Source organism: Picosynechococcus sp. NKBG15041c (assembly GCF_055380235.1).
On the sequence record NZ_AP040363.1, the window covers coordinates 187,934 to 212,483 of the forward strand.

Annotated in this window: 23 protein-coding genes; 9 read left to right on the forward strand and 14 right to left on the reverse strand. The window is 49.2% G+C overall.

Annotation, left to right across the window (positions count from 1 at the left end):
* Window positions 1-117 precede the first annotated feature (117 nt).
* Complete coding sequence (locus ACZ45B_RS00915; protein ID WP_024545378.1) at window positions 118-1,716, reverse strand: glycoside hydrolase family 3 N-terminal domain-containing protein; 1,599 nt, start codon at window positions 1,714-1,716, stop codon at window positions 118-120.
* Between the two features lie 5 nt (window positions 1,717-1,721).
* The gene (gene rbfA, locus ACZ45B_RS00920; RefSeq protein WP_024545377.1) at window positions 1,722-2,183 is read right to left on the reverse strand and encodes a 30S ribosome-binding factor RbfA; all 462 of its coding nucleotides are present in this window, start codon (window positions 2,181-2,183) and stop codon (window positions 1,722-1,724) included.
* 374 nt (window positions 2,184-2,557) lie between these two features.
* Here rbfA and eno point away from each other — a divergent pair, with 374 nt between their 5' ends.
* The 5 genes from eno to ACZ45B_RS00945 all read left to right on the forward strand — a co-directional run bounded on the left by eno (window position 2,558) and on the right by ACZ45B_RS00945 (window position 8,658).
* Entirely contained in the window at window positions 2,558-3,850 is a 1,293-nt protein-coding gene (eno, locus tag ACZ45B_RS00925) for a phosphopyruvate hydratase (RefSeq protein WP_024545376.1), read from the forward strand.
* Window positions 3,851-4,008: 158 nt separating this feature from the next.
* Complete coding sequence (gene ylqF, locus ACZ45B_RS00930; protein ID WP_024545375.1) at window positions 4,009-4,845, forward strand: ribosome biogenesis GTPase YlqF; 837 nt, start codon at window positions 4,009-4,011, stop codon at window positions 4,843-4,845.
* 338 nt (window positions 4,846-5,183) lie between these two features.
* Window positions 5,184-6,245: a recombinase RecA gene (gene recA, locus ACZ45B_RS00935; RefSeq protein WP_024545374.1), complete on the forward strand. Its 1,062-nt coding sequence runs from the start codon at window positions 5,184-5,186 to the stop codon at window positions 6,243-6,245.
* 191 nt (window positions 6,246-6,436) lie between these two features.
* Window positions 6,437-7,507, forward strand: coding sequence for a tetratricopeptide repeat protein (locus tag ACZ45B_RS00940; RefSeq protein ID WP_081699630.1), 1,071 nt, complete (start codon window positions 6,437-6,439; stop codon window positions 7,505-7,507).
* Between the two features lie 26 nt (window positions 7,508-7,533).
* Entirely contained in the window at window positions 7,534-8,658 is a 1,125-nt protein-coding gene (locus tag ACZ45B_RS00945) for an aldo/keto reductase (RefSeq protein WP_024545373.1), read from the forward strand.
* 23 nt (window positions 8,659-8,681) lie between these two features.
* On the opposite strand, the gene ACZ45B_RS00950 is transcribed toward ACZ45B_RS00945, so the two are convergent.
* The 7 genes from ACZ45B_RS00950 to ACZ45B_RS00980 form a co-directional block, all read right to left on the reverse strand.
* Window positions 8,682-9,002, reverse strand: a complete 321-nt coding sequence (locus ACZ45B_RS00950; protein ID WP_051352906.1) for a putative toxin-antitoxin system toxin component, PIN family — start codon at window positions 9,000-9,002, stop codon at window positions 8,682-8,684.
* A 497-nt stretch (window positions 9,003-9,499) separates the two neighbouring features.
* Entirely contained in the window at window positions 9,500-10,132 is a 633-nt protein-coding gene (locus tag ACZ45B_RS00955) for a class I SAM-dependent methyltransferase (protein WP_024545372.1), read from the reverse strand.
* A gap of 104 nt (window positions 10,133-10,236) precedes the next feature.
* A complete protein-coding gene (locus ACZ45B_RS00960) occupies window positions 10,237-10,524 on the reverse strand; it encodes an addiction module antidote protein (protein ID WP_024545371.1) in 288 nt (95 codons plus the stop codon).
* 8 nt (window positions 10,525-10,532) lie between these two features.
* Window positions 10,533-10,823 (reverse strand): type II toxin-antitoxin system RelE/ParE family toxin, encoded by a 291-nt coding sequence (locus tag ACZ45B_RS00965; protein ID WP_024545370.1) that lies wholly within the window; start codon window positions 10,821-10,823, stop codon window positions 10,533-10,535.
* A 179-nt stretch (window positions 10,824-11,002) separates the two neighbouring features.
* Window positions 11,003-12,793 (reverse strand): aspartate--tRNA ligase, encoded by a 1,791-nt coding sequence (gene aspS, locus ACZ45B_RS00970; RefSeq protein ID WP_024545369.1) that lies wholly within the window; start codon window positions 12,791-12,793, stop codon window positions 11,003-11,005.
* 53 nt (window positions 12,794-12,846) lie between these two features.
* Window positions 12,847-13,026 (reverse strand): hypothetical protein, encoded by a 180-nt coding sequence (locus ACZ45B_RS00975; RefSeq protein WP_024545368.1) that lies wholly within the window; start codon window positions 13,024-13,026, stop codon window positions 12,847-12,849.
* Window positions 13,027-13,056: 30 nt separating this feature from the next.
* Window positions 13,057-13,692, reverse strand: coding sequence for a peroxiredoxin (locus tag ACZ45B_RS00980; RefSeq protein WP_024545367.1), 636 nt, complete (start codon window positions 13,690-13,692; stop codon window positions 13,057-13,059).
* Between the two features lie 301 nt (window positions 13,693-13,993).
* On the opposite strand from ACZ45B_RS00980, the gene psbU reads away from it, so the two are divergent.
* A complete protein-coding gene (gene psbU, locus ACZ45B_RS00985) occupies window positions 13,994-14,410 on the forward strand; it encodes a photosystem II complex extrinsic protein PsbU (protein ID WP_024545366.1) in 417 nt (138 codons plus the stop codon).
* A 93-nt stretch (window positions 14,411-14,503) separates the two neighbouring features.
* Here psbU and ACZ45B_RS00990 read toward each other — a convergent pair whose 3' ends face one another.
* From ACZ45B_RS00990 to ACZ45B_RS01000, 3 genes are all read right to left on the reverse strand, one after another.
* Window positions 14,504-15,907 (reverse strand): hypothetical protein, encoded by a 1,404-nt coding sequence (locus tag ACZ45B_RS00990; RefSeq protein ID WP_024545365.1) that lies wholly within the window; start codon window positions 15,905-15,907, stop codon window positions 14,504-14,506.
* Window positions 15,908-16,082: 175 nt separating this feature from the next.
* Entirely contained in the window at window positions 16,083-16,772 is a 690-nt protein-coding gene (gene rpe / locus ACZ45B_RS00995; RefSeq protein ID WP_024545364.1) for a ribulose-phosphate 3-epimerase, read from the reverse strand.
* A 112-nt stretch (window positions 16,773-16,884) separates the two neighbouring features.
* Window positions 16,885-17,946 (reverse strand): potassium channel family protein, encoded by a 1,062-nt coding sequence (locus tag ACZ45B_RS01000; protein ID WP_024545363.1) that lies wholly within the window; start codon window positions 17,944-17,946, stop codon window positions 16,885-16,887.
* A gap of 187 nt (window positions 17,947-18,133) precedes the next feature.
* On the opposite strand from ACZ45B_RS01000, the gene ACZ45B_RS01005 reads away from it, so the two are divergent.
* Window positions 18,134-19,390 (forward strand): aspartate aminotransferase family protein, encoded by a 1,257-nt coding sequence (locus ACZ45B_RS01005; RefSeq protein ID WP_024545362.1) that lies wholly within the window; start codon window positions 18,134-18,136, stop codon window positions 19,388-19,390.
* Window positions 19,391-19,494: 104 nt separating this feature from the next.
* Here ACZ45B_RS01005 and ACZ45B_RS01010 read toward each other — a convergent pair whose 3' ends face one another.
* Both ACZ45B_RS01010 and fbp read right to left on the reverse strand, forming a co-directional pair.
* Window positions 19,495-21,129, reverse strand: coding sequence for a B12-binding domain-containing radical SAM protein (locus ACZ45B_RS01010; RefSeq protein WP_024545361.1), 1,635 nt, complete (start codon window positions 21,127-21,129; stop codon window positions 19,495-19,497).
* 208 nt (window positions 21,130-21,337) lie between these two features.
* Window positions 21,338-22,375, reverse strand: coding sequence for a class 1 fructose-bisphosphatase (fbp, locus tag ACZ45B_RS01015; RefSeq protein WP_024545360.1), 1,038 nt, complete (start codon window positions 22,373-22,375; stop codon window positions 21,338-21,340).
* A 236-nt stretch (window positions 22,376-22,611) separates the two neighbouring features.
* Between fbp and malQ the strand changes: the two genes are divergently transcribed.
* Window positions 22,612-24,129, forward strand: a complete 1,518-nt coding sequence (malQ, locus tag ACZ45B_RS01020) for a 4-alpha-glucanotransferase (protein WP_024545359.1) — start codon at window positions 22,612-22,614, stop codon at window positions 24,127-24,129.
* Complete coding sequence (locus ACZ45B_RS01025) at window positions 24,130-24,513, forward strand: DUF1818 family protein (protein WP_024545358.1); 384 nt, start codon at window positions 24,130-24,132, stop codon at window positions 24,511-24,513.
* Window positions 24,514-24,550 lie beyond the last annotated feature (37 nt).

Genomic DNA, 24,550 nt, shown 5'->3' on the forward strand with positions numbered 1-24,550 from the left:
TACAAAAAACACTGTATATTTCAATACTTATCAATAATACTTTTAGCGAAACTTTAAGTAATGTAAGAAGGAATTATTAGGGTTTGATTATAGTTTGCTTTTAATGATCGGGGCATTTTAAATGAATTCTGTGGCGTTGGTGATTGGCTGGAGGGGGCTTTCCCAAAGGGACTGACAGATCTGCGCTTGGGCGATCGCCATTTGGCCATAGCTAAACCACCAGGGAATGTCTCCCAGGGCTTTTTGTAAAGCAGGGAGAAAGTATGGACTGCCATAGAAGACGACGCCTTGTAACGGAATTTGGGCCGCGATTTGGGCGATCGCCTGGACGGGATCGATTAATTTTCCGGTAAAAGGATTGCCCCGGAGAAAGCATTGCACCAGCGTCGGTTCTGACGTGAGCTGTAGTTTAGGTAAGGTTTTTAATTCAATAATTTCTGGTTCATAACCATGGTGTTGGGGGATGGTGATCGCCGGACAGTTGGGCCGTAGGAAAGAGCTTTTTAATGTCGAATCAACAATGATTAAGTTGCGGGCTGATTTGTCAGGAAAAGCCGACAATTTTGTGGGTGTTGTTGACTGTTTCTGGGCATTTTGAAGGATGTCACCCAGGGTTTTCTGGATCTTTTTTTGATCTCGATTGATCCCCAGGGGAAATATCAGTTTATTTTGGCGAAGAATTTTTTGTTTGGCTTGCCAAATGCGGCCCACAGATTCGTAAATACGATGTTGGGGGAGGTGACCGCCCCTGATGGCTTTTTCAATGGCAGTGATCGCCTCATCCACATCAGATGGCATCAAAAGAATGTCGGCTCCGGCGGCGATCGCCTGCACCGCCACTGTATCAGGATCTGCAAATTGAGCCACGCCTCCCATAATCAGGGCATCGGTGACAATCAAGCCAGAAAATTTGAGGTTGTGGCGCAGTTGACCCGTGAGAATGGATTTCGACAGGGTTGCTGGATAGGTGTCATCCCAGGCTGGAATCTGTAAATGGGCGGTCATCACCGCATCAACCCCGGCTTGAATCGCCGCGGCGAAGGGGGGCAATTCTACGGTTTTTAAACGCTCTGCTGGGTGGGGAATGGTAGGGAGGGTGAGATGGGAGTCGGTGGCAGTGTCACCATGGCCAGGGAAATGTTTGGCGGTGGTTAGTACGGCATGGCGATGGGCGCCTCGGATAAAGGCGGTTCCCAGGTCGCTCACTTGATCCGGCGTTTCTCCGAAGGCGCGGATATTGATAACGGGATTATCGGGGTTGTTATTCACGTCTAGCACTGGCGCTAAAACCCAATTAATCCCAATGCTTAAAGCTTCTTGGGCGGTGATTTCTCCCATAGCTTCGGCGAAGGCGATCGCCCATTGGGGATTTTTGACCCAAATTTCGCCTAGGGCCATGGGGGGCGGCAATTCTGTGGCCCCAGAAAACCGTTGACCAACCCCTTCTTCAATATCGGCAGCGATCAGCAACGGAACCGCCGCCCAACTTTGTAGTTGTTGGGTTTTGTAAGCCACCTCTGCGGCACTCCCGCCCAACAAAATAACACCACCAACCCCTGCCTGGAGCCAGCGCTGGAGGGTAGCTTGATCCGCTTCCCACTGGGGATAGGGCCGCTCGTCATCAAACCAATGGCCGGACGCACGCACGACGATCATCTGGGCGATCGCCTGGCGTAGAGACAGAGAGTCAACTGGAGGTAATTGTGGGGTGACCAAGGACCTTACACCATCTCCTCAGAAGCGAAGGCCTCCCCATCGTCGTCCCCATCAAAGCCATCGTTCAAATCAGCGGTTTCTGCGTAGCCCTCCAAATTTTCGAAAGCTTCTGGCGGCTTAATCTCCAACTGGTTGATAAATTGAATCATGCGATCGCCCTTTTCCAGTGCCCGGTCTTCCACAAAAGAGATTTCAGGCGATCGTCTGAGGCGAACCCGTTGCCCTAGAGTGCGTCGCACAAAACTCCGACTCGCTTGGAGACCTTCCATGGTTTCTGCCCGTGCCGCCTCAGAGCCATAAATGCTCACAAAAATTTTGACATGTTGCAAGTCCCCAGACACTTCCACATCGGTGATGCTGACCATCCCCGCACCCACCCGGTCATCTTTGATATCTTGCAAAAGCATCAAGCTCACTTCCCGCTTAATCAGAGAAGACACCTTAGACACCCGTCGATCATTTGCCATAACTCAACTCTCCTAAAACCCTGCGCCCTACTGTGTCTATCATGCCACCAACGGTTTCAACTTTGCCTTAGATAATCTACCAACGAAGGAAAATTTCAAAAAGTCAAGCAGCTATTTCTCAAGTTCTAGAGCCTGCTTGGGATTGGTGGGGCAGCCTAACAACGCCCTCAGTTTATCTTGAAAAAAGCCTACCCTTCAACTGCTTCGGACAAACCCCCCAATCTGTCCCCTAAACCTAAAGAAAATATCAAGATATATCCCTGAACCTTGACAACGGCCCATTGTCCCCAAAGATTAGCCCTAAAAAAGCAACAAATCCTCCAGAACAGGGTATGTTTAATACCTGAATATCAATGGTCAGTGAGTAATCCCAAATGCTGGATAAATCCGAAGCAATTATCGAAGCAATCGATGCTAGAGAAATTTTAGATTCCAGAGGTCGTCCCACCGTCGAAGCAGAAGTGCGCCTAGAAAGTGGTGCTGTGGGCCTCGCCCAGGTTCCTAGTGGTGCTTCGACAGGTAGTTTTGAAGCCCATGAACTACGGGATGATGACAAAGCCCGCTATGGCGGAAAAGGAGTACTAAAAGCAGTCCGGAATGCGAAGGAAAAAATTGCGCCGGAACTAACAGGGGAAGATGCCTTAGATCAAGCGGCGATCGACTATGCCATGATTGCCCGGGATGGCTCTGACAACAAGTCTAATCTGGGGGCTAACGCGATTTTGGCGGTTTCTTTGGCCACCGCCAAAGCAGCAGCGGCTGAACTTGCCTTACCTCTATATCGTTACCTTGGTGGCCCCTTAGCAAATGTTCTCCCCGTCCCGCTGATGAACGTGATCAACGGTGGGGCTCACGCGGCAAACAATGTTGATTTCCAAGAATTTATGATTGTACCCGTGGGAGCAGATTCTTTTAAGGAAGCGCTCCGCTGGGGGGCAGAGGTTTTTGCTGCCCTCAGCCAAGTCCTCGACAGTAAGGGTCTATTGACAGGGGTCGGTGATGAAGGGGGGTTTGCCCCGAACCTCGGCTCTAATGAAGAGGCCCTGGAAATTCTTGTAGACTCCATCAAAGCAGCTGGTTATGAACCCGGCAAGCAGGTGGCCCTCGCCCTCGATATTGCGGCCAGTGAGTTCTACAAAGATGGTCAATATACTTATGACGGTGCGGCCCACTCCCCCGCTGAGTTTATTGATTACCTAGCGAATCTTGTGGAAAAATATCCCATTGTTTCCATTGAAGATGGCCTCCATGAGGATGATTGGGCTAGCTGGACTGCTTTGACCGAAAAAATTGGGAACAAGGTGCAGCTGGTCGGGGATGATTTGTTTGTTACGAATAAAGTGCGTCTCCAAAAGGGTATTGAGCAGAAAGCTGGCAATGCAGTCTTGATCAAACTCAATCAAATTGGCACGCTCACTGAAACTCTCGAAACTATCGATTTGGCAACTCGCAATGGCTACCAATCGGTAATTAGTCACCGCTCTGGGGAAACAGAGGACACCACGATCGCCGATCTCGCCGTTGCCACTCGTGCGGGTCAAATTAAGACGGGTTCTCTCTGCCGTAGTGAGCGAGTCGCAAAATATAATCGCCTCCTCCGCATTGAGGATGAACTAGGCGATCGCGCGGTTTATGCCCCGAAAGTGGGTCTTGGCCCCCAGTTCTAGGGCTTCGCCCCTGCGTAAAAAAAAGTTTTGTTTTTTTAAGATCACAGTGCAAAGTTCTGTGGTCTTTTTTTATGAAAAATTGCTGGGGCGATCGCCTAGGAAGATTTTTGGTTGAACCCAAGGCGTTATGATAAGAAGCGCTCTATCGACCCCTGCCCATGCCCCAACCGATCCAATGGTATCCCGGCCATATTGCCAAAGCCGAACGCCAACTCAAAGAACAACTGAACCGCGTCGATGTGGTGCTGGAAGTATTGGATGCCCGTATCCCCTTTGCTTCCCATCACCCCCAAGTTGATGAATGGATCGGCGAAAAACCAAGGGTTGTGGTAATTAACCGGCGAGATATGATCCCCAGCGAAGTCCTCAGTCAATGGCGGGACTGGTATCAAGCCCAAAAAATTCAGCCTGTTTTCACCGACGCCAAAAAGGGCACAGGCATCAAAGGTGTGATCAAAGCAGCCCAAATTGCAGGGAAAGCGATGAATGATCGCCGGATTTCTCGGGGGATGCGGCCCCGGCCCGTGCGTGCTGTGGTGATGGGCTTACCAAATGTGGGTAAATCGGCTCTCATTAATCGTTTAGTCGGGAAAAAAGTCGTCGAAAGTGCCCGAAAAGCTGGTGTAACCAAACAACTACGCTGGGTAAGAATTTCGGATCAAATCGAAATGCTTGATGCCCCTGGGGTTATTCCTTGGAAGTTAGATGACCAAGAAAATGCCGTAAAACTAGCCATTTGTGAAGATATTGGCGCTGCTTCCTATGATAATCAATTGGTAGCCGCAGCGATGGTGGATTTGCTGGTCGAACTAAACCTTGAACACCACCTCACTCAGCGCTATGACTTGGATCCGTTGGATATGTCTGGAGAAGATTATGTCATTGCCCTGGGCCAGCACCGCTTCCAGGGTGATATCGAACGCAGTGCGGTGACCCTGCTTAATGAATTTCGCAGGGGGATGCTTGGTCAAATTCCCCTAGAGTTACCCACCTAGGAAGGCGATCGCCTCTCTTGGGTAAACAATAGATCGATCACCATGACAGAGAAAAAACTTGTGTTCTAGAGGCTCCTTGCTGGAGGCTTCCCCGCTAGTCGCAAGCGTAAATTTTTCAACTCTACGCCGGCAAATTTTGTCCCATTAAAACAATTTTGGTCCTAGATATGGTTGCCCATCAGGATTTCTCGGCTCCTGGGTGAGCTTAATTCCAATGCAGCTTCTTTATTTTTGCAGTTTGCCAAACTCAGGTTTTAAAAATTGCGATATCATAAGTACGGTTGCACTTAGAATCAAAAAAATTCTTTGCCCATTATGCCCTGTCCATCGAGGTAGTCATGTCAGCCATCACCAATAATCCCGACAAAGAAAAAGCCCTAAATCTCGTCCTGAGTCAAATCGAACGCAACTTCGGTAAAGGGGCGATTATGCGGTTGGGAGATGCCGCCCAGATGCGGGTAGAAACCATTCCCAGTGGTGCTCTCACCCTAGATCAAGCGATGGGAGGTGGGTTTCCCCGGGGGAGAATTATTGAAATCTATGGCCCCGAAAGTTCTGGTAAAACCACCGTCGCCCTCCATGCGATCGCCGAAATCCAAAAAGCCGGGGGTGTCGCTGCTTTTATCGATGCAGAACATGCCCTCGATCCCACCTATTCAGCCGCTTTGGGGGTCGATATCGAAAACCTTTTAGTCGCCCAACCCGATAACGGTGAATCTGCCCTTGAAATTGCCGACCAACTGGTGCGCTCCTCGGCAGTGGATCTCATTGTTATTGACTCCGTAGCCGCCCTCGTGCCCCGGGCAGAAATCGAAGGGGAAATGGGCGATGTCCAGGTGGGCCTCCAAGCGCGCCTAATGAGTAAAGCTCTACGGAAAATTGCTGGGAATATGGGCCGTTCTGGTTGTACGGTGATTTTCCTGAACCAGTTGCGGCAAAAAATCGGCATCAGCTACGGTAATCCTGAGGTGACCACCGGGGGAACCGCCCTCAAATTCTATGCTTCGGTACGCCTTGATATCCGGCGGGTCCAGACGCTGAAAAAAGGTAGTGAAGGGGAATTTGGCATCCGCTCTAAAGTCAAAGTGGCCAAAAATAAAGTAGCGCCTCCGTTCCGGATTGCAGAATTTGACATCATCTTTGGCAAGGGAATTTCTAGCGTTGGCTGTATGCTCGATCTGGCAGAACAGACGGGTATTGTGAACCGTAAGGGGGCTTGGTATAGCTACGAAGGTGAAAATATTGCCCAGGGCCGAGATAATGCGGTGAAATATTTCGAAGATAATCCGGATTTGGCCGCAATTGTCACCCAAAAAGTGCGGGAAAATCTCGATATCAGTGCCATGAGCTTTGGAGATGATCAAAACAACGCGACCGAAGAAGAATTGGGCGAAGAATAATTTTTCTAGTTGTGGTCATTGTGGGTGAATGTGACGATTGATAGTAACTCATGAGATTCAAGGATGCTTTCAGGGCATCCTTATTTTGTTGTGTTTTTCTGTCTGCTCTAGGTTTTGGCAAGAAAGACAGCATATTTTTGTGACGTGCTAGAATCGGATGCGTCATTTTGAAAAAAAACGTTACGTTTACTATGGGTATTCCTTTCTCTCGTTGGTTAGTCGGCTGTGGTATGGCGATCGCCCTCGGTGTTTTCACCCCCCAAGTCACCTGGGCCAATGCGCAGCAGCTCAATGCTTTCCTCGAACAGGGAAATGAACAGCTCAAAAATCAGAATTTTGCCCAAGCCGTCCAAAGCTATCGCCAAGCTTTGAACCTCAAGCAGGATGATGCACGGATTTATGGGGCCCTCGGCTATGCCCTTGCTCAACTGGAAAACTATCAAGAAGCGGCGATCGCCTACCAACGGGCAACGGAACTCGAGGGTAACAACGCAGAATTTTTTAATGCCCTTGGGTTTAGCCTCGGTCAAAGTGGTGACTACCGCCGTGCCATCTCTGCTTACCAACAGGCGAACCAACTGGAGCCGAACAATCTTTCCCACAGCCTCGGTTTAGCGACGGTGCAGTTTCGCTTAGGAGATTTTGCAGAAGCGCTCGTGGCCTACCGGAAAGTGCTCGAAAAAGATGCAAGCAATGCGATCGCCCTCCAAAATAGTCTTCATAGTCTCTTGCAATTGGGGCGCAACCAAGAAGCGGCGGCCCTCTTCCCGGATCTTTTGCGCCAACGGCCCAACGATGCTGAACTACGGATTCAAGCGGCAGTGACCTGGTTTGGTCTAAATGATTCTAGCCAGGCGATCGCCCTCCTCGAAGAAGCACGGCAACTGCGGATGCGGGATGCAGAATTCCAGATCCGGATTGGCAAAATGTATGAATTGCAAAATTTGCTGCCCCAGGCGATCACCGCCTATGAGCAAGCCAGCTTTGTCGATACCCAATCCATTGAAGCCCTAAAGCTGCTCGGTTCAGCGGCCATGAAAGCCCAGGACTACATCAATGCGATCATGGCCTACCGTGCCCTGACGGAATTAGTCCCCACGGATCCCGGTGCATTTTATAATTTCGCCGTTGCTCTCCAGCGTCGTAACCGTTCCCGCGAAGCCCTCACTGCTCTCGAAACCGCCCTTAACCTCTACCAAACCCGGGGCGATCGCCAAGGTGTCAGCAGTGCTGAAGCCCTAATCGCCGAAATTAATAGTTAGGTTTTAGACCGGAGATTAACTAGGGTATGCGCTATCGACGGTTCGGGAAAACAGGGCGGCAACTCTCCATTTTTTCCCTAGGGACAATGCGCGCCCTCGACAGTCTTGAAACGATGGCAGCAACCTTGGAGCGGGCTGTTTCCTTAGGGATTAACCACATTGAAACAGCCCCCAGCTATGGCGCGAGCGAGCAATTTTTGGGCCAGAGTTTACAGGTTTTGAACCGGCCCAGGTCTGAATTATTTCTTACCAGCAAGCTCCTCCCCAAGGGAAATGCCGCCGATATTCAACGCACCCTAGAGGCATCTCTAACCCAACTCAAAACCAACTATTTAGATGGCTTGGCGATCCATGGCATTAATACCCCAGCTCATCTCCAGTGGTTTTTAGACATTGGCTTCCCTGCCCTGAAACCATTACAAGAGCAGGGCTATTTCCATCATCTGGGCTTTTCTACCCATGGCCCCCTCGATCTCATTTTACAAACGATCAATACGGGTCATTTTGAATTTATCAACCTCCATTACTACTATTTTTTTCAACGTAATGCTGAGGCGATCGCCCAAGCCTTTGTCCAGGATCTGGGGATTTTTATCATTTCACCGGGGGACAAAGGGGGTCAGCTGTTTACCCCCCCTGAAACCTTAAAAAAACTGTGCGCTCCCTTTAGCCCTCTGGAACTGACCTATCGTTTTCTCTTAGGCGATCGCCGGATCACGACCCTCAGCTTTGGGGCGGCGAATCCTACGGAATTAGATCCTCTGCTGGCCATAGCTGATCAAGACTATCCTCTGACGCCGGCAGAACAGGAAAAATTCACTGCTTTGACCCAACACCAAAGCCAACAACTCCAGACCACAGAATGCCACCAATGTTATGACTGTTTGCCCTGCCCGGAGGCGATCGCAATCCCTGAAATTCTGCGTCTGAGAAATTTGGCGATCGCCTACGACATGAAGAGTTATGGGGAATATCGCTACCAAATGCTCGAAAATGCCGGTCATTGGTTCCCCGGTAAAAAAGGGAATGCCTGCACGGAATGCGGCGATTGTCTGCCCCGTTGTCCCAATCAACTCAACATCCCTCAACTGCTCCAAGACACCCATCAGCGCTTAAACGGCAAGCCCCGCCGCCGCCTCTGGGAAAATTAATCTGTTAGGCGATCGTCCTCTTGTTATGGTGAATCATAGTCTATATTTTGTAAAAACTGCTCAACAGATTGTATTTGTATTGACCAAAATGGGTTAAGTATCAATAGATATTTATCTCCACTAACAATAAAATTCGCTCTGCCACTGATGGCTAGTTCTAAAATTTTGTCATCTTTGGGATCGCGGCACTCTTGGATAATATCGACTATTTTAATTAGTATTCCTTGGCCTATAAAATTATCTGAAAATTTTTCTCTTTCTTTTCTAAAGATATATTTTGTGAATTTTTGATGACTGAGAACTTCATTGATTTCTTCGATTAGTTCTAATAATAATATTATCATTCTGGAGAGAATGTCTCGTTATTAGGTCTGATCTACTGCTTCCAAATAGCTAAATAACGAACAACTACTATTTGTATCGAAAATATATTGCACTTTACTCATTTAATGAATTATTCAAAGTTTCTGATATTAAAACTCTAGTTTTAGCATCTAATATCACTCATGAAGGCTTCTAGGGGACAACGTTTTCGAACAAATTCTTTGAGTCTCAAACTCAGAATCATACTGAGTTTTCAACGATCAGCAAGTATCGCAGATTCGTACATTTTTATCTACCAAGGAAGGTTTATATATTGTCTAAAATCCATTGTGAGAGGCTAAGTAGATCTAGAATTATTTGGCAGTTCGTGATAGCTAAAGCTTATTATAATAAGCTTTAGCTACATTAATTAACGGCATATGAAAAGAGTGCGTTACATCATATTAAGATGTTGTACAAGGTTGATGATCGTTTATTTGATGATTGAATAAGTAATTTTCTGATGATTTTAATTATATCAGGCTACTTTTTTCCCGATAAGTATCATACTTTTCCACAAGTACGGTAACCGTCCAACCCCTGAAAATCCTACCACTGTAAAACCATTTTTAATTAAAAGCTGGGAGAGTGTATATTTGCTCCAAAACTTAATATGTCCGCCATGCCAGAGAGGTGTGTGATGCTTGTCCCATGCATTTAAGAGCGAAAGAGCAAAATTTTTCAAGTAGCCATGATAAGGAGTTGAAAGAATGATATGACCTCCCTCCTTTAATACGTCAGCAGCAAACCTTGGTAGAAGATGAGGAGAAAATAGATGCTCAATCACTTCCGTAGATACAACTACGTCGAATGGTTCTTCATATTTTAATAAATCTGCTGGATTGTCTTGTACCCCAAATTTATAAAATGGAATTGATGGATATGTCTTCTTTGCTATTTCAACGCCTTGCATATCATACTCAACACCTACTACATCATAACCTGAAGAAGCAAGCAGGGAGCACAATGCACCATTACCAGCACCAAGGTCTAGTATCCGTTTTCCTTTAAGATTTTCTAGAATTTTTAATACTTCTGGAGCAATGTAATCACATGAGTGTGGCCCTTGAGCTGTAGACCATCCATATTCTTGAACAACATTTTCAGTCATATAAGCGACTCCAAATTCTTTTAATTACATATTATATGAGTTTTATCCATACATCTTTTTCTTTTTAAATATAGTGATTGCCAAACCCCAAATCTCTTAAACCGTTAAATGGGAGTTGCTCGCAGACGAAGACCGAGAGCTTGAACAACTTTTAAAACAGTCATAAATTCTGGGTTTCCGTCAAAAGATAACGCTTTATAGAGACTTTCACGCCCTAAGCCTGTTTCCCGCGCAATACTAGTCATCCCTTTGGATCTTGCAATGTCTCCTAATGCTGCGATGATAAGATTTGGATCCCCATCTTCAAGGGCTGCCTCCAGATATGCCGCCATATCTTCCTTAGTTTCTAAATGGTCTGCCGCGTCCCAGAGAGACGTTGAAACTTTGTCCATGATATTTCCTATAGGTTTTGTGATAACTCTAAGGCTGTTTTGATATCCTGAGCTTGAGTTCGTTTATCTCCACCCGCAAGCAGTACGACCAACATATCTCCTCGTTGCACAAAATACACTCGATATCCTGGGCCGTAATCAATGCGAAGTTCTGACACTCCTTTGCCCACTGGCTTTACATCACCAGGATTCCCCATGGACAATCGCCGAATACGAATATTTATGCGGGCTTTAGCCTGCCGATCACGCAGTGATTTAAACCATCGAGAATAATTTGCGGTCTCGCGAATTTCGATCATGCCTCAACTGTATCCCATGGGATACTAAAAGAACAAACAAGCCAAAAATTGAACTACTTTTCTTGAGGCGATCGCCTGGAATAATGATGAGCTTTGGCTTATGGAAAGGTGCATTAACCCAAAAAAGAACCCCACCAAATCACTGGTAGGGTTCAAGACTTTATTTATGCGATCGCCCTCTAATCTTTTTCTGGGGCAGTGGAAGCAACATAAAGTTCTTTCAGTTGTTTCGCATCAACCGAAGACGGCGCATCAGTCAGCACACAACTGGCTTGTTGAGTTTTGGGGAAGGCAATCACATCACGGATCGATTCTTCTTTGGCCATCAGCATCACCAGACGATCTAAACCGTAGGCAATCCCACCGTGGGGCGGCGTGCCATATTCAAAGGCTTCGAGTAGGAACCCGAATTTTTCCTTGGCTTCTTCGTCGGACAGACCAATAGTGCTAAATACTTTTTCTTGCACGTCGCGCTGGTAAATCCGTAGACTACCGCCACCGATCTCGATGCCATTTAAGATAATGTCGTAGGCGAGGGCGCGGGCGGTGGCGAGATCCTCAATGTCTTCGGGGTTGGGGGCAGTGAAAGGGTGATGCAGGGCTTCGAGACGTTTTTCGTCGGCATTGTACTCGAACATCGGGAAGTCGGTTACCCAGACGAAATTCAGTTGATTGTCATCGATTAAGCCCATCTCTGCGCCGACCATCTGCCGCACGCGATCAAGGGATTTGTTCACAATATCTGTGGCCCCTGCGCCAAAGAGGAGCAGCGTACCGGATTCTGCGCCTGTGCGTTGGAGGAGTTCCGCTTTTTGGGCTTCGCTGAGGTTGTCTTTGATCGCGCCGATGGTATCGATTTCGCCATTGTCCCGCACGCGGATAAAAGCCAGACCTTTTGCGCCCATTTCCACCGCGGCATTGAAGAGATCGCCACCGGGTTTGATGCGCACATTGGAGATGGCATCGTTACCGTTGGGGATGGGCAGCACTTTCACCTGTCCGCCGCTCTGGACTGCACCGGAGAAGACTTTGAAGCCCATATCCTTGACGATATCGGAGACATTCACGAGTTCTAGGCCGAAACGGGTATCGGGGCGATCGCAGCCGTATTTTTCCATGGAGTCGGCGTAGGTGATGCGGGGGAAGGGCCGGGGCAGGTCAATGCCTTGGGCATCCTTGAAAATGCGACAGATCAGCCGTTCGTTGAGGTCGATAATTTCATCAAAGGACATGAAGCTCATCTCCATATCCAATTGGGTAAATTCTGGTTGGCGATCGGCGCGGAGATCTTCATCGCGGAAACAACGGGCGATCTGGTAGTAGCGATCGCACCCCGCCACCATCAGCAATTGCTTAAAGAGCTGGGGTGATTGGGGCAGAGCATACCAGTCCCCAGCATTGACCCGGGAGGGAACGAGATAATCCCGCGCTCCTTCGGGGGTGGAACGGGTGAGGATCGGGGTTTCCACTTCCATGAAATTTTCGTCATCTTCCAGGAAGCGACGCATGGCTTTGACGACGTTGTGGCGTAGTTTCAGGTTGTTCGCCATCGCTTCCCGCCGCAAATCGAGGTAACGGTATTTCAGGCGCAGATCTTCTTTGACCTGATCACCATCGGCGCTGCTGGAGACGAGGATCGGCAATTGTTTATGAACGCTGTTGAGAATTTCGATAGAATCAGCGTAAATTTCGACTTCGCCTGTACCTAAACGGGGATTTTTGGCCCCTTCCTGGCGGGCGCTGACCTTGCCGACAATTTTTACGACATACTCACTGCGGCTGGCATCGGCATCTTTGTAGGAGTCGGGCGTCCGCTGGGGGTCACTGACGATCTGGATAATGCCAGTGCGATCGCGTAGATCGATGAAGATAACGCCCCCATGATCCCGACGGCGATCGACCCAACCATACAGGGTCACGGTCTGGTCAATGTGCTCGGAGCGCAAATCCCCGCAGTAATGAGTACGCATAGTTAGAAAAAATATATAAATTTAAGGCATAGAGTTTTAGAGCGATACTAAGCCTACCAAAAATCAAGGGTCTTGCCCATAGAAGAAAATCGACAGGCATAGGTCTGCCCAAAGCCGATCAGAACGGGCCTTTTCTGCCACTGATACCGTTGCTTCCCCAGGAAATTTTTGGCTATGAGGTGCGCTAATTTCAAAATCAGACAAAATGGCGATCGCCCAGGGGCGATCGCCATCAGCTTAAAAGCAAGATTCTTCCCTAGAACCTACTTATTGGGCTGGGGCGTCATGCGTAGATAGGGCTTGATTTCCTTAACACCTTTGGGAAACTTCACCTGTGCATCCTCAGTGGAAATCGCCGGCGAAACGACCACATCCTCGCCATCTTGCCAATTCACAGGAGTGGCCACACTGTAGTTATCGGTCAGTTGCAACGAATCTAACACCCGGATGATTTCCTGGAAGTTGCGACCTGTGCTGGGGGGATAGGTAATGGTTAAACGCACTTTCCGCGCCGGGTCGATCACGAATACCGTCCGCACCGTCACCTTGGGGTTGGCATTGGGATGGATCATGTCATAGAGCTGGGCCACCTTTTGGTCCGCATCGGACAAAATGGGGTAATTCACCGCGCAACCTTGGGTTTCGTCGATATCCCCTACCCAGCTATTGTGGGATTCAGTATCGTCCACACTGAGGGCAATTACTTTTGCGTTGCGCTTTTCAAATTCTCCCTTGAGCCGGGCGACTTCCCCGAGTTCTGTGGTGCAAACGGGGGTAAAGTCAGCGGGGTGAGAAAACAACACTACCCAGCTATCTCCCGCCCAATCATAGAAATCAATTTCGCCGATGGTGGAATCTTGGGTAAAGTTGGGGGCCACATCACCTAATCTAAGAGACATTCAAGATACTCCTTTGTTATTTTGGCTACCGAGTATCTATTATCCTTCATCTTCCCAGGGAGATGCCAAGGCGGGCGATCGCCGCCAAAGGGAAAATAATTCCCTGCCAGAGGTCGCAACATTTATTAACTTTTGTTGCCATTCCTCAGGATCAAAAAAAGCAAGGGTGACAATAAAGCGGGAAAAATGAAATAATAAGCCAGAATTTTGACGTCTAGAGTTTCAGGCCGCCTGAAGCTTGGTATTTTATATCAATTAAGATTATAAGAAGCTGGGAAAAGCCTAGGAGGAATCAATCATAATGAGTAGAGTTGTGCGTGCATTAATGGGGCTCGTCCTCATAATCAGTTGTGCGTTCTTCAGCGTCCAACCCCAAGCCCAAGCCCTCGATCTAAGTCGTGGCTTCGTTTCTGCAGCCGTACTCGGCGAGCGGGTCAACCCGGCAGACCAGGTACTGGAAACGGAATACGGGAAAAAAATCGACCTCAACAATGCCAACGTTCGCCTCTTCCGTGAGGTGCGCGGTTTTTACCCCACTTTGGCAAAGCTGATCGTTAATAACGGTCCCTACGAATCTGTGGAAGATGTGCTGAACATCCCCGATTTGTCTGAAAGCCAAGTGGCGAAGTTGCAGGCAAACCTAGACCGATTCACCGTAACACCTCCCTCTGATGTGTTCTTGGATGGGGACGAGCGTCTTAACAACGGTAATTATTAGAAGGTTATTTTTGACGATCTTTAAAGTTAAAAGCAATATTCGAAGTAGTGAAGCCTACCCCTCTGGGTAGGCTTTTTTTTGCTAGTTTTCAGCCTAGGGCAATGGCTGGCAGAGGCGATAAAAAGCCTGAATCCAGCGCGATTCCCAACGGAAAGTCAGAAAGGCTAACACGGGGGCGAAGAGGCTCAATAGGAAAAAACAACCGGCGAGGGTAGGGAGACTGAGAGGGAGAAGGTTTTGGCTCAATTGGACAAGGTCATGGTCGATGAGGCCCCCTTTGCCAACACGATAAGCGATACGGAAAGTTTCACTGGTGACAAGCTGCCCGAAAAAGGCGGAATTTTGTAAGAAGCTGAAGCTAGCCAACATGCTGTACAGGGTTTGTTCCCCGGGGCCACGGCAAAAGTACCGGCCCAAGGCGAAATAGAGGCAAATGAAAACTGCGCCAATTTCAAAGAGGTGACCCATGGCGATAATGAGCGCTTGATCCCAACCGATCAGCAACAACAGGATTTGGCTGCTGGTTAACCCCCCCAAAAAGATCAGGGTGCTCTGGTTATGGCGGTAGTACCAAGCGAGGTAGGCGAGGCCGCCATAGAGAAGTAAAAGGATAATGGTGGCGCGACCAAGGGCAAGGGTGATGCCGCCCCCGAAGATAAAGTCAAAACTGGGCACGGCGGGATAGCCAAAACTCCAGTAGGCGATCGCATGGCCGATTTCATGGAGAAACGTCAGAAAAGTATCGAGAATAAAGCGACTGGGGGGTAACAAAAACAAGACTAAGCCCAGCAGGCCACCAATGGCGAGAGCTCTAGCTGTGCCCGGTTGGAGAGAGCGAGATTTGGCAGATTTTTCGATGGCAGGGGGTTCTTTGCTGTGGAGGGGGAAGCAGGTTTTCAGCAGGTAGCACCGTTGGGCGCGGTGGTAGACGTTGAGATAAATCTTATCGACAGCTTCTAAGGGCAGATTTTGGAGGGCTTGCCAAACAATTTGTGCATATTCTTGGCGATCGCGCTCATCGATCACCGTCAGCTTGATCACCAGGGCCCGGTCAGAGGGGGTAACCTTAATGCTCCACAGATAGGGAGAAAGGATTCGCCGCAGTTTGAGGGTCAGATCGTCATCCCTGAGGGCCGCTTTTTGGGGTGGCGCCTGAACCACAAAGGCGTCTGAGGATGGTTCCCGTTCAGCGGGAGAAAGCAAGCCTTTGATCATCGTCCATTCCCAATCGGGGGCGACTTCCCCAAAGCGAATGCCTTCGACGGTAAAGGTTTCGGTGATTGTCTTTTCCCAAAGCTGTTGCCAGGGGGAAAGAAGCTGCTTGGCGATCGCCTCATCGGGGGTCGAAAAACCTTCTAGTTGAATTTTTAGATGTTTATCCGCCACCCGTTTGACGATGACGCGGATCTGGTACGGCGCAAATAATGACTTTAAAATTTGGGCGATCGCCTGGGGATTTCCTTGTTCTGCCAACCGACGCAAATCCGACTCTTTCACAACAGCATTTCCCGGAAGATAATTTGATTATGGCACCGGATCTTCCCGAGCCGAAAGTTGCCCACAAAATCCCCATAAAAATTGAGGAGAAGCAACACCGCCTCTCCTCAACAATTCACTTATTTACTTTTCCCAAGTCTCCCTTCGTAATCGGAGATTTCGGAAAATATGCTCCCTAAGCCGCTACCGCTGCCGGCTTTTTGCTGTTACGAATCCCTTCGATCGCTTCAGCATAATCAGGCGCACCGAAGACCGCAGAACCGGCCACGATCGCATTCGCACCTGCATCGATGACCTGCCAAGCATTAGAAGGCTTGATGCCGCCGTCAACTTCGATCCAAGGATCCAAGCCGCGCTCATCACACATGGCCCGGAGCTTTTCGATTTTTTGCACCATGGAAGGAATAAAGCTTTGACCCCCGAAGCCGGGGTTCACACTCATGATCAGAATCAGGTCACACACATCCAGCACGTGCTCAATGATGTCGAGGGGGGTAGAAGGATTGAGTACAACCCCAGACTTTTTGCCCAGCTCACGAATTTGGCAGAGGGTGCGGTGGAGGTGAGGAGAAGCATTGTGCTCGGCATGGACAGAGATGATATCAGCGCCAGCTTTCGCAAAATTTGCGACATATTTCTCAGGCTCAACAATCATCAAGTGCACATCCAAAGGCTTTTTGGTGTAGGGACGAATCGCTTCAACAATTAACGGCCCGATGGTGATGTTTGGCACAAAACGACCATCCATGACATCGACATGAATCCAGTCCGCCCCAGCTTCATCAACGGCTTTAATATCTTCACCAAGGCGGCTAAAATCCGCTGAAAGGATAGACGGAGAAACAACAATTTTTTTGTCAGTCATGGTGGGGAAATGCCTCTTATCTCAAGAATTTGAAGTTGGTATCAATATTAACAAAAGTTTGTATCAAGATCGTTTGACCCTGGGCTGAATCAAGAACTTGTTTCAAGAAACGCTAACGATTGGGGGGCCGCAGGGAGCCATCGGTTTGAACGGGCAGCAGAATGCTGTTGAGTTTGCGCAGCTGCTCAGCCGTGCCCATACAAATCAAGACATCCCCCAATAAAAGTAATGTATCCCCCGTGGGGCCAGGGATTAGTTCCCCATCTTGCCGACGAATTGCAAGCACCAAAGCTCCGGATTTGACCCGGAGGCGAGCTTGACTCAGGCTACGGCCAACATAACCGCTGTAATTACTATCGACACGGACTTCTTCGAGGTAATAGGAATGCTCTGTGCCAGTGAGAATGCCATCAACAAAGTCCATGACCTGGGGTCTAAGGGCGGCAGCAGCTAAGCGACGCCCCCCGGTAATGTATGGTGAAACAACGGCATCGGCCCCGGCCCGACGTAATTTTTCGATGGCTTCTTCAGTGCTGGCCCTGGCGATCGCCCGGATCTTTGGATTCAATGTTTTGGCCGAGAGCACGGTGTAGAGATTTTCTGCATCGGAGGTGAGGGCGGCCACCAAGCCAATGGCTTGCTCAATTCTTGCCGCCTGGAGATATTGATCTAAGGTCGCATCTCCCTGAATGCAGATATAATTTTCGGCCTCGGCGATCTCGATCCGTTCGGGGTCAAGATCAATAACCACAAACGCAATTTTTTCTGCGACGAATTCTTTGGCCACCTGCTGCCCAGTACGCCCCAGACCACAGACAATGTAATGGTTATTGAGTTCATTAATTTGCTGTTGATATTCTTTCAACCGTCTGATCTCCTGAAAATAACCGCTGGCCATCGCTTCCACAAAGCGATTTACTATGTATCCCCCGGCAATGAGGCCCAGCAGGATTAGAATACTGGTAAAGATCCGGGAGCGATCGCCGAGGGGATGAATTTCCCCAAAGCCCACCGTTGCCAGGGTGATAATGGTCATATAGGCAGCATCGACCCAAGACCAATGCTCAACGGCAACAAACCACCCCATGCCGAGGAGAAATAGCCCCATAAGCATGAGCAAACCCAGCAGAAGTTGCTCCTTGAGACGTCCATATTTTTGTTCGATACTCTGCACCGATGAACCTCAACGAAGCCTCATATTTGTAAGCAAAATGGCAGACAGTTTTTCCTCCCCCGTAGGAACCTTAAAAAAATTGCAGAATTTCTTTAGCCTGTGGCCACTCTGTCTTTAGCAAAAAAGATGACCCATTGGCTAAACTGAAATTTACATTTGATTCTCGCCACCCCAGAGGAGTAACTTTGTGAGTCCCCAAACGCTACTTGATCATTCTCCAGTCGAAACCTTTGATCCGGCCCAGTTCAATCAGTATGTCATGAATACCTATGGGCGCTTCCCGGTGGCGATCGCCAAAGGAAAAGGTTGTCGTCTGTGGGATACCAATGGCAAAAGTTATTTAGATTTTGTGGCGGGGATTGCCACCTGTACCCTGGGCCATGGCCATCCGGCGCTGATCGAAGCGGTCACCGCACAAATCCAAAAACTCCACCATATTTCTAACCTCTACTACATCCCAGAGCAAGGGGAGCTGGCCCAGTGGATTGTAGAACACTCCTGCGCCGATAAGGTATTTTTCTGCAACTCTGGGGCTGAAGCTAACGAAGCGGCGATTAAATTAGTCCGCAAATATGCCCACACCGTTTCTGACTTCCTCGAAGAACCCGTCATTTTGTCGGCAATCTCCAGCTTCCATGGCCGCACCCTCGCGACCATTACCGCCACCGGGCAGCCAAAATATCAAAAGCATTTCCATCCCCTCCCCGATGGCTTTGCCTATGTGCCCTACAACGATATCCGCGCCCTAGAAGAGGCGATCGTCGACATTGACGAAGGCAACCGCCGCGTAGCCGCCGTGATGCTCGAAGCCCTCCAGGGGGAAGGGGGAGTGCGCCCGGGGGATGTGGAATATTTCAAGGCAGTGCGGCGGATTTGTGACGAGAATAATATTTTGCTCGTCCTCGATGAAGTCCAGGTGGGCGTAGGCCGCACGGGTAAATATTGGGGCTATGAAAACCTGGGCATTGAACCCGATATTTTCACCAGTGCGAAAGGTTTAGCCGGAGGCATTCCCATCGGCGCAATGATGTGTAAGGATGCTTGCGCGGTATTTAACCCAGGGGAACATGCCAGCACCTTTGGCGGTAATCCTTTTTCCTGTACTGCTGGTTTAGCCGTCGTCAAAACCCTGGAAACAGAAAATCTTTTAGAGAACGCCACCGCCAGAGGAGCACAGTTACGAGCTGGCCTAAAAACCCTCGCGCAAAAATATCCCTACTTTAGCGATGTGCGGGGTTGGGGCTTGATTTGTGGTATGGAAATCAAAGCTGATTTAGAACTTACATCGATTGAAGTGGTCAAGGCTGCCATGGAAAATGGTCTCCTCCTCGCCCCCGCTGGCCCGAAGGTGATCCGTTTTGTGCCGCCGCTGATTGTCTCAGAAGCAGAGATTAATGAGGCGATCGCCCTATTGGATCAAACCCTCTCCGCCTTCACGGTCTAAATAGCTCCAAACTGTCATCGACGATCAACAGCAAAAATGGGTAAGGTTTATTCTCTGAGAGAACAGACTTTACCCATTTTTTTAGACTTGCAAAGGGGTTAGGTTTAGCTGGCGATCGCCTCTGCTTCCGACTGAGCGCGGGCCCCATCGCTCGCTTCAGCCTTCACCGCATCAAGCTTTTTCATCTGGGCTTGGTAATTAACCAGTTGGGTTTCAATTTGCTCTTTGACGATTTGACGATATTCAAGGAAATGCTCAATCTGGGCACAAACTGTTAAATAACTGGGTACGCCCCGACGATTATGGATAAACATTTGGGCGAGATAATACCAGAAACTAAAGCGGGTTTTCCGCACAATTCCCTGGCGCCAACAAATGACAGCGAGGGCATATAATGCCCGCCATTCCAGATGTTTTTTCACTGGATTTTTGCGGGGTTTCGGATTTTTGTGACAGGGCGCTTCCCCGAGGATGCGGTAATGCTGATAGGTGCGGTCTAAATATTTTTGAGGATCATAAAGCTCCCAGAAACCTTGTACAAATTCCTCTGCAATTTCTTCTACCGGTCGGGTCGGAATGAAATTCATCAAGGTGCTTTGGTTAATGCCCACTGAATCATTATGTTCTAATAGGCGGCCTTCCTTTTTCAAGCGATGGTACAGTCCTGTATCAGGTAGAACCTGTAACATGCTAAAGATCGCCGTAGGAATAGTACTTTTCTGGACAAAATCCACCACCCGCTGGGCTGCCCCTGTGGTTTCGCCATCAAACCCGACAATGAACCCAGCCATCACCCGTAGGCCAGAACTGATAATTTTATGGACAGATTCGCTGAGAGGATCACGGGTATTTTGGAATTTTTTCGTTACTGCCAAACTGTTTTCGTCTGGGGTCTCAATGCCGAGGAAGACTGTGCCAAAGTTGCAGGCAGTCATCATATCCATCAGCTCTTGATCCTGGGCCAAATCCACTGAAGCTTCGGTGGCAAAACTGAAGGGGTAACCCTTCTCTTCCATCCAGGGTTCAAGGGCTTTGAGTAATAATTTCACGTTGCGCTTGTTCCCAATGAAATTATCATCCACCATAAAAATGGTGCGTCGCCAGCCGAGGTTGTAGAGGGTTTCAAGTTCAGCGATCAGTTGCTCTGGGGTTTTGGTTCTAGGCTTGCGTCCATAGAGGACGATGATGTCACAAAACTCACATTGGAATGGGCAACCCCGGGAGAATTGCACCGACATTTCTGAGTAGGCATCTAGCTCTAACAGGTCATAGCGGGGAATGGGAGTCATCGATACATCGGGCTTTTCGGGGGAGCGATAGATCCCGGATGCTTCACCTTTTTCTAGGGCTTCAATAAACATGGGGATTGTTAATTCCCCCTCATCGAGCACGAGATAGTCTGCTTTACCTTCTAGGTCTTGGATAAAGGAAGTGGCATAGGGACCGCCGATCGCCACTTTTAGGCCCCGTCGTTTTGCTTCTTCAATTTGATCTAAGATGTCGTATTTCTGGACGATCATCCCCGACATAATCACGATCTCTGCCCATTCCCATTCTGCTTCGGTGACATCGCGGATGTTGCGGTCTACGAGTTTAAATTCCCACTCCTGGGGCAAAATCGCGGCAACGGTAATCAAGCCAAGGGGCGGCAATAATGCCTTGCGACCAATGAGCTCGATCGCCTTCTCAAAGGACCAGAAGCTCTTGGGGAAAACAGGGTAAATCAGTAATGCACGCATGGTTTTATGATTGGGAATTTTATCGAGATCGGTGAATCTTACAAATTGAAAGATCTTCCGGTGGCGATCGCCTATCACTTCCCATGGGGACGATCAAGCGAATAATTGCCTTCAAGTGTAGCGCTAAAGTTTTCGAGCGGTATCCCCCCGAAGAATTGTTCCCAGCGAGATTAGATGGTAACCGGGCGATCGCTCCCATCTAAAGAATCTAAACACCAACCGTTTGTCGTTCTGCCTCCCGAATAAACGATTCCACCAATTCCACATTTTCCACACTCCCAAGAATGGTCGGTGTACGCTGGTGGAGATAGGTCGGCACAAAATCTAAGAGGGGCATTGTGCCAGTGCTCGCTTTGCCACCGGCCTGTTCAATGAGCCAAGCCAAAGGCGCCGTTTCGTAGAGTAAGCGTAATTTACCTTCCGGCTGTTTCGTTGTCCCCGGATAGAGAAATACCCCCCCCTGCATCAAAATGCGGTGGACATCCCCCACCAAGGCGCCACTATAACGGGCGGTATACCCCTCATGGCGGTGCATATAGCGGATGTAGTCCCGAATGGATTCATCCCATTGCCAGAAGTTTCCTTCATTGACACTGTAAATTTTGCCGTGCTTCGGCATTTGAATATTTTCTTCTGCGAGAATAAATTCCCCTAGGCTGGGGTCGAGAATAAAAGAATGAACCCCTGTGCCAATGGAGTAGACCAACATCGTCGAAGGGCCAAAAAGAATATAACCAGCGGCAATTTGGTTCCGACCATTTTGCAGTAAATCTTTTGCTTCGCCGTCGAGATCCTCCCCTTCCTGCTGCCGAATCGCGAAGATGGCCCCCACATTGAGATTGATATCCACATTAGAAGAGCCATCAATGGGGTCATAGAGCAGGGTATAACGGCCAATGGGGCAGTTTTCAGGGATGTAATAGGGCTTTTCCATCTCCTCGGAGGCGAGGCGACACACTAAACCGCTCTGTTTAAACACCGAGATAAAAACATCATTGGCGTAGACATCCATGCGCTTGACGGATTCCCCTTGGACATTTTCTTCCCCAGTGAAACCCAGCACCCCTTCCATCAGTCCGGCCCGGCTGAGACGGCGGGAGATGAGTTTTCCGGCGAGGGCAATGCGATTCATGATCGCGCTGATGTCCTGAGCATCGGCCGCAAAGCTCTGGAGCTGCTGGAGGACATGGCGGGAAAGGGTGGTGCAATCGCGGTCGAGGCTGGGGCTTTGGCTAAGGTCTGGCATAGGCTTACCATTGAATGGGTCTGCCCCCATGGTAACGAGTGGCTTTTAGGATCCGTTGGGAATAAAGGATTACTTAACGCTGGAGCGTTGAAATTTGGCGGATTTTGGGGACGATGGGGGGAGGATATGGGCAAACCTTGACCTGGGTCTGTCAAAAATCGTCACAATCGTCGGTGGGCTGGGTAACGGTTGCTAGGATGACCTGTAGCAAAAACTTGTGAGCTTGTGAGCGATATATGTTTCAACGTCGTGCGAGTGGGGTTCTGTTACATCCTACGTCTTTGCCGGGTCGCTTCGGAATCGGTGATTTAGGGGCAGAAGCCTATCGATTTATTGATTTTCTAGCCGATAGTGGCCAGCAGGTCTGGCAGGTGCTTCCCCTAGGGCCAACGGGCTTTGGCAATTCGCCTTACCTCTGCTATTCGGCCTTTGCGGGAAATCCGATGCTCCTCAATTTAGAGTGGCTCGCGGCGGAAGGGTTATTGGATGAGGCAGATTTGGCGGATTGCCCGGATTTTCCAGCGGATCAGGTGGACTATGACCAGGCGATCGCCTTCAAGATGCCCCTATTGCGGAAAGCGTGCAAACGTTTCCAAGAAGTGGCGACCCCAGAACGTCTAGCCGAATTTCAGACATTTTGTGAGGAGCAGATCTATTGGCTCAAGGACTACACTCTGTTTATGGCGATTAAGGAAGCCCATGGCGGCAAGAGCTGGTATGACTGGGCGCCGGAGTTGGCCTGGCGTGACCCGGAGGCGATCGCCAAACAAACAGAATTGCTGGCTGACCAGATTTTCTTCCATCAATATGTACAGTCGGAGTTTTTCCGGCAGTGGTCTACCCTAAAAAGCTATGCCAACGAAAAGGGCATCCAGATTTTTGGGGATCTGCCCATCTATGTGGCCCATGACAGCGCCGATGTGTGGGGCCACCCGAAAATTTTCCGCCTCGACCGGGAAACGGGGGCGGCGAAGTGGATGGCGGGCGTGCCACCGGATTATTTCAGCGAAACGGGGCAACTCTGGGGAAATCCCGTCTATAACTGGCGTAACTTATCCCGTAGCCGTTATGCCTGGTGGATTGAGCGGGTAAAAACGATGCTCGCCTATGTGGACATTGTGCGGATCGACCACTTCCGGGGTTTTGAAGCCTTTTGGGCGGTACCTCAGGGGGAAGAAACGGCGATGTATGGCCGCTGGGTGAAAGGGCGGGGGGATGAATTTTTTGCCCTACTTAAGGAACAACTGGGGGTGCTGCCCATCGTCGCAGAAGATTTGGGTGTAATTACCCCAGAGGTAGAAGCGCTGCGGGATAAATACGCGTTACCGGGGATGAAAATTTTGCACTTTGCCTTCGATAGCGATCGCGCCAACCCATTTCTGCCGTTCAACTACACCAATCGCAATTGCATTGTTTACACCGGCACCCATGATAATGACACCACCCTCGGCTGGTTTGACAAGCGCAGTGACGAGGAAAAAGCTCGGGTTGTGGACTATCTCGGCTGCCTCTGTGAGGAGGGGGTCCACTGGGGTTTAATGCGTTTAGCTCTGGGTTCTGTGGCAAATCTAGCGGTTTTCCCGCTGCAAGATCTGCTGGGTCTGGGGAGTGAAGCAAAAATGAATACTCCTGGGGTGGCGGCGGGTAATTGGACCTGGCGCTATCAACCGGAGCTGTTAACAGAAGATCTAATTGGCAAGCTGCGCTACCTCGTTTATCTTTACGGACGGGAACCGGAATATCGAGGCGAATAAATGGGGCGATCGCTTAAAAAAGGAGCGGGTTGGCGGTTGGGCTGGGATCCTGACCCGACCCGTGCTTTCCAGGGACTGGTGGGGACTGATGATTGGGCAGTGGAGCTGACGGCGGCAGAATTTATCGATTTTTGTCGCCTGTTGGTGCAACTCGCTGAGACTGTTACAAGTATTGCCCCAGAATTGATGGCAGAAGAGCGCATCAGTATTGAAGCAGAAAGTGATTTAGTTTGGCTGGAAATTGAAGGATTTGCAGATTGTTATAGCCTACGAATGCTCCTTTTAACTCAGCGCAATATCGAAGGCAATTGGCCAGCAGAAGTTGTGAGCAAATTAGTGATGATCGCACGAATTTTTCACCAAACCAAAGAATTACCGATATGATTTTTATGACTTTTAACTTTAAATTTATTTATATTGA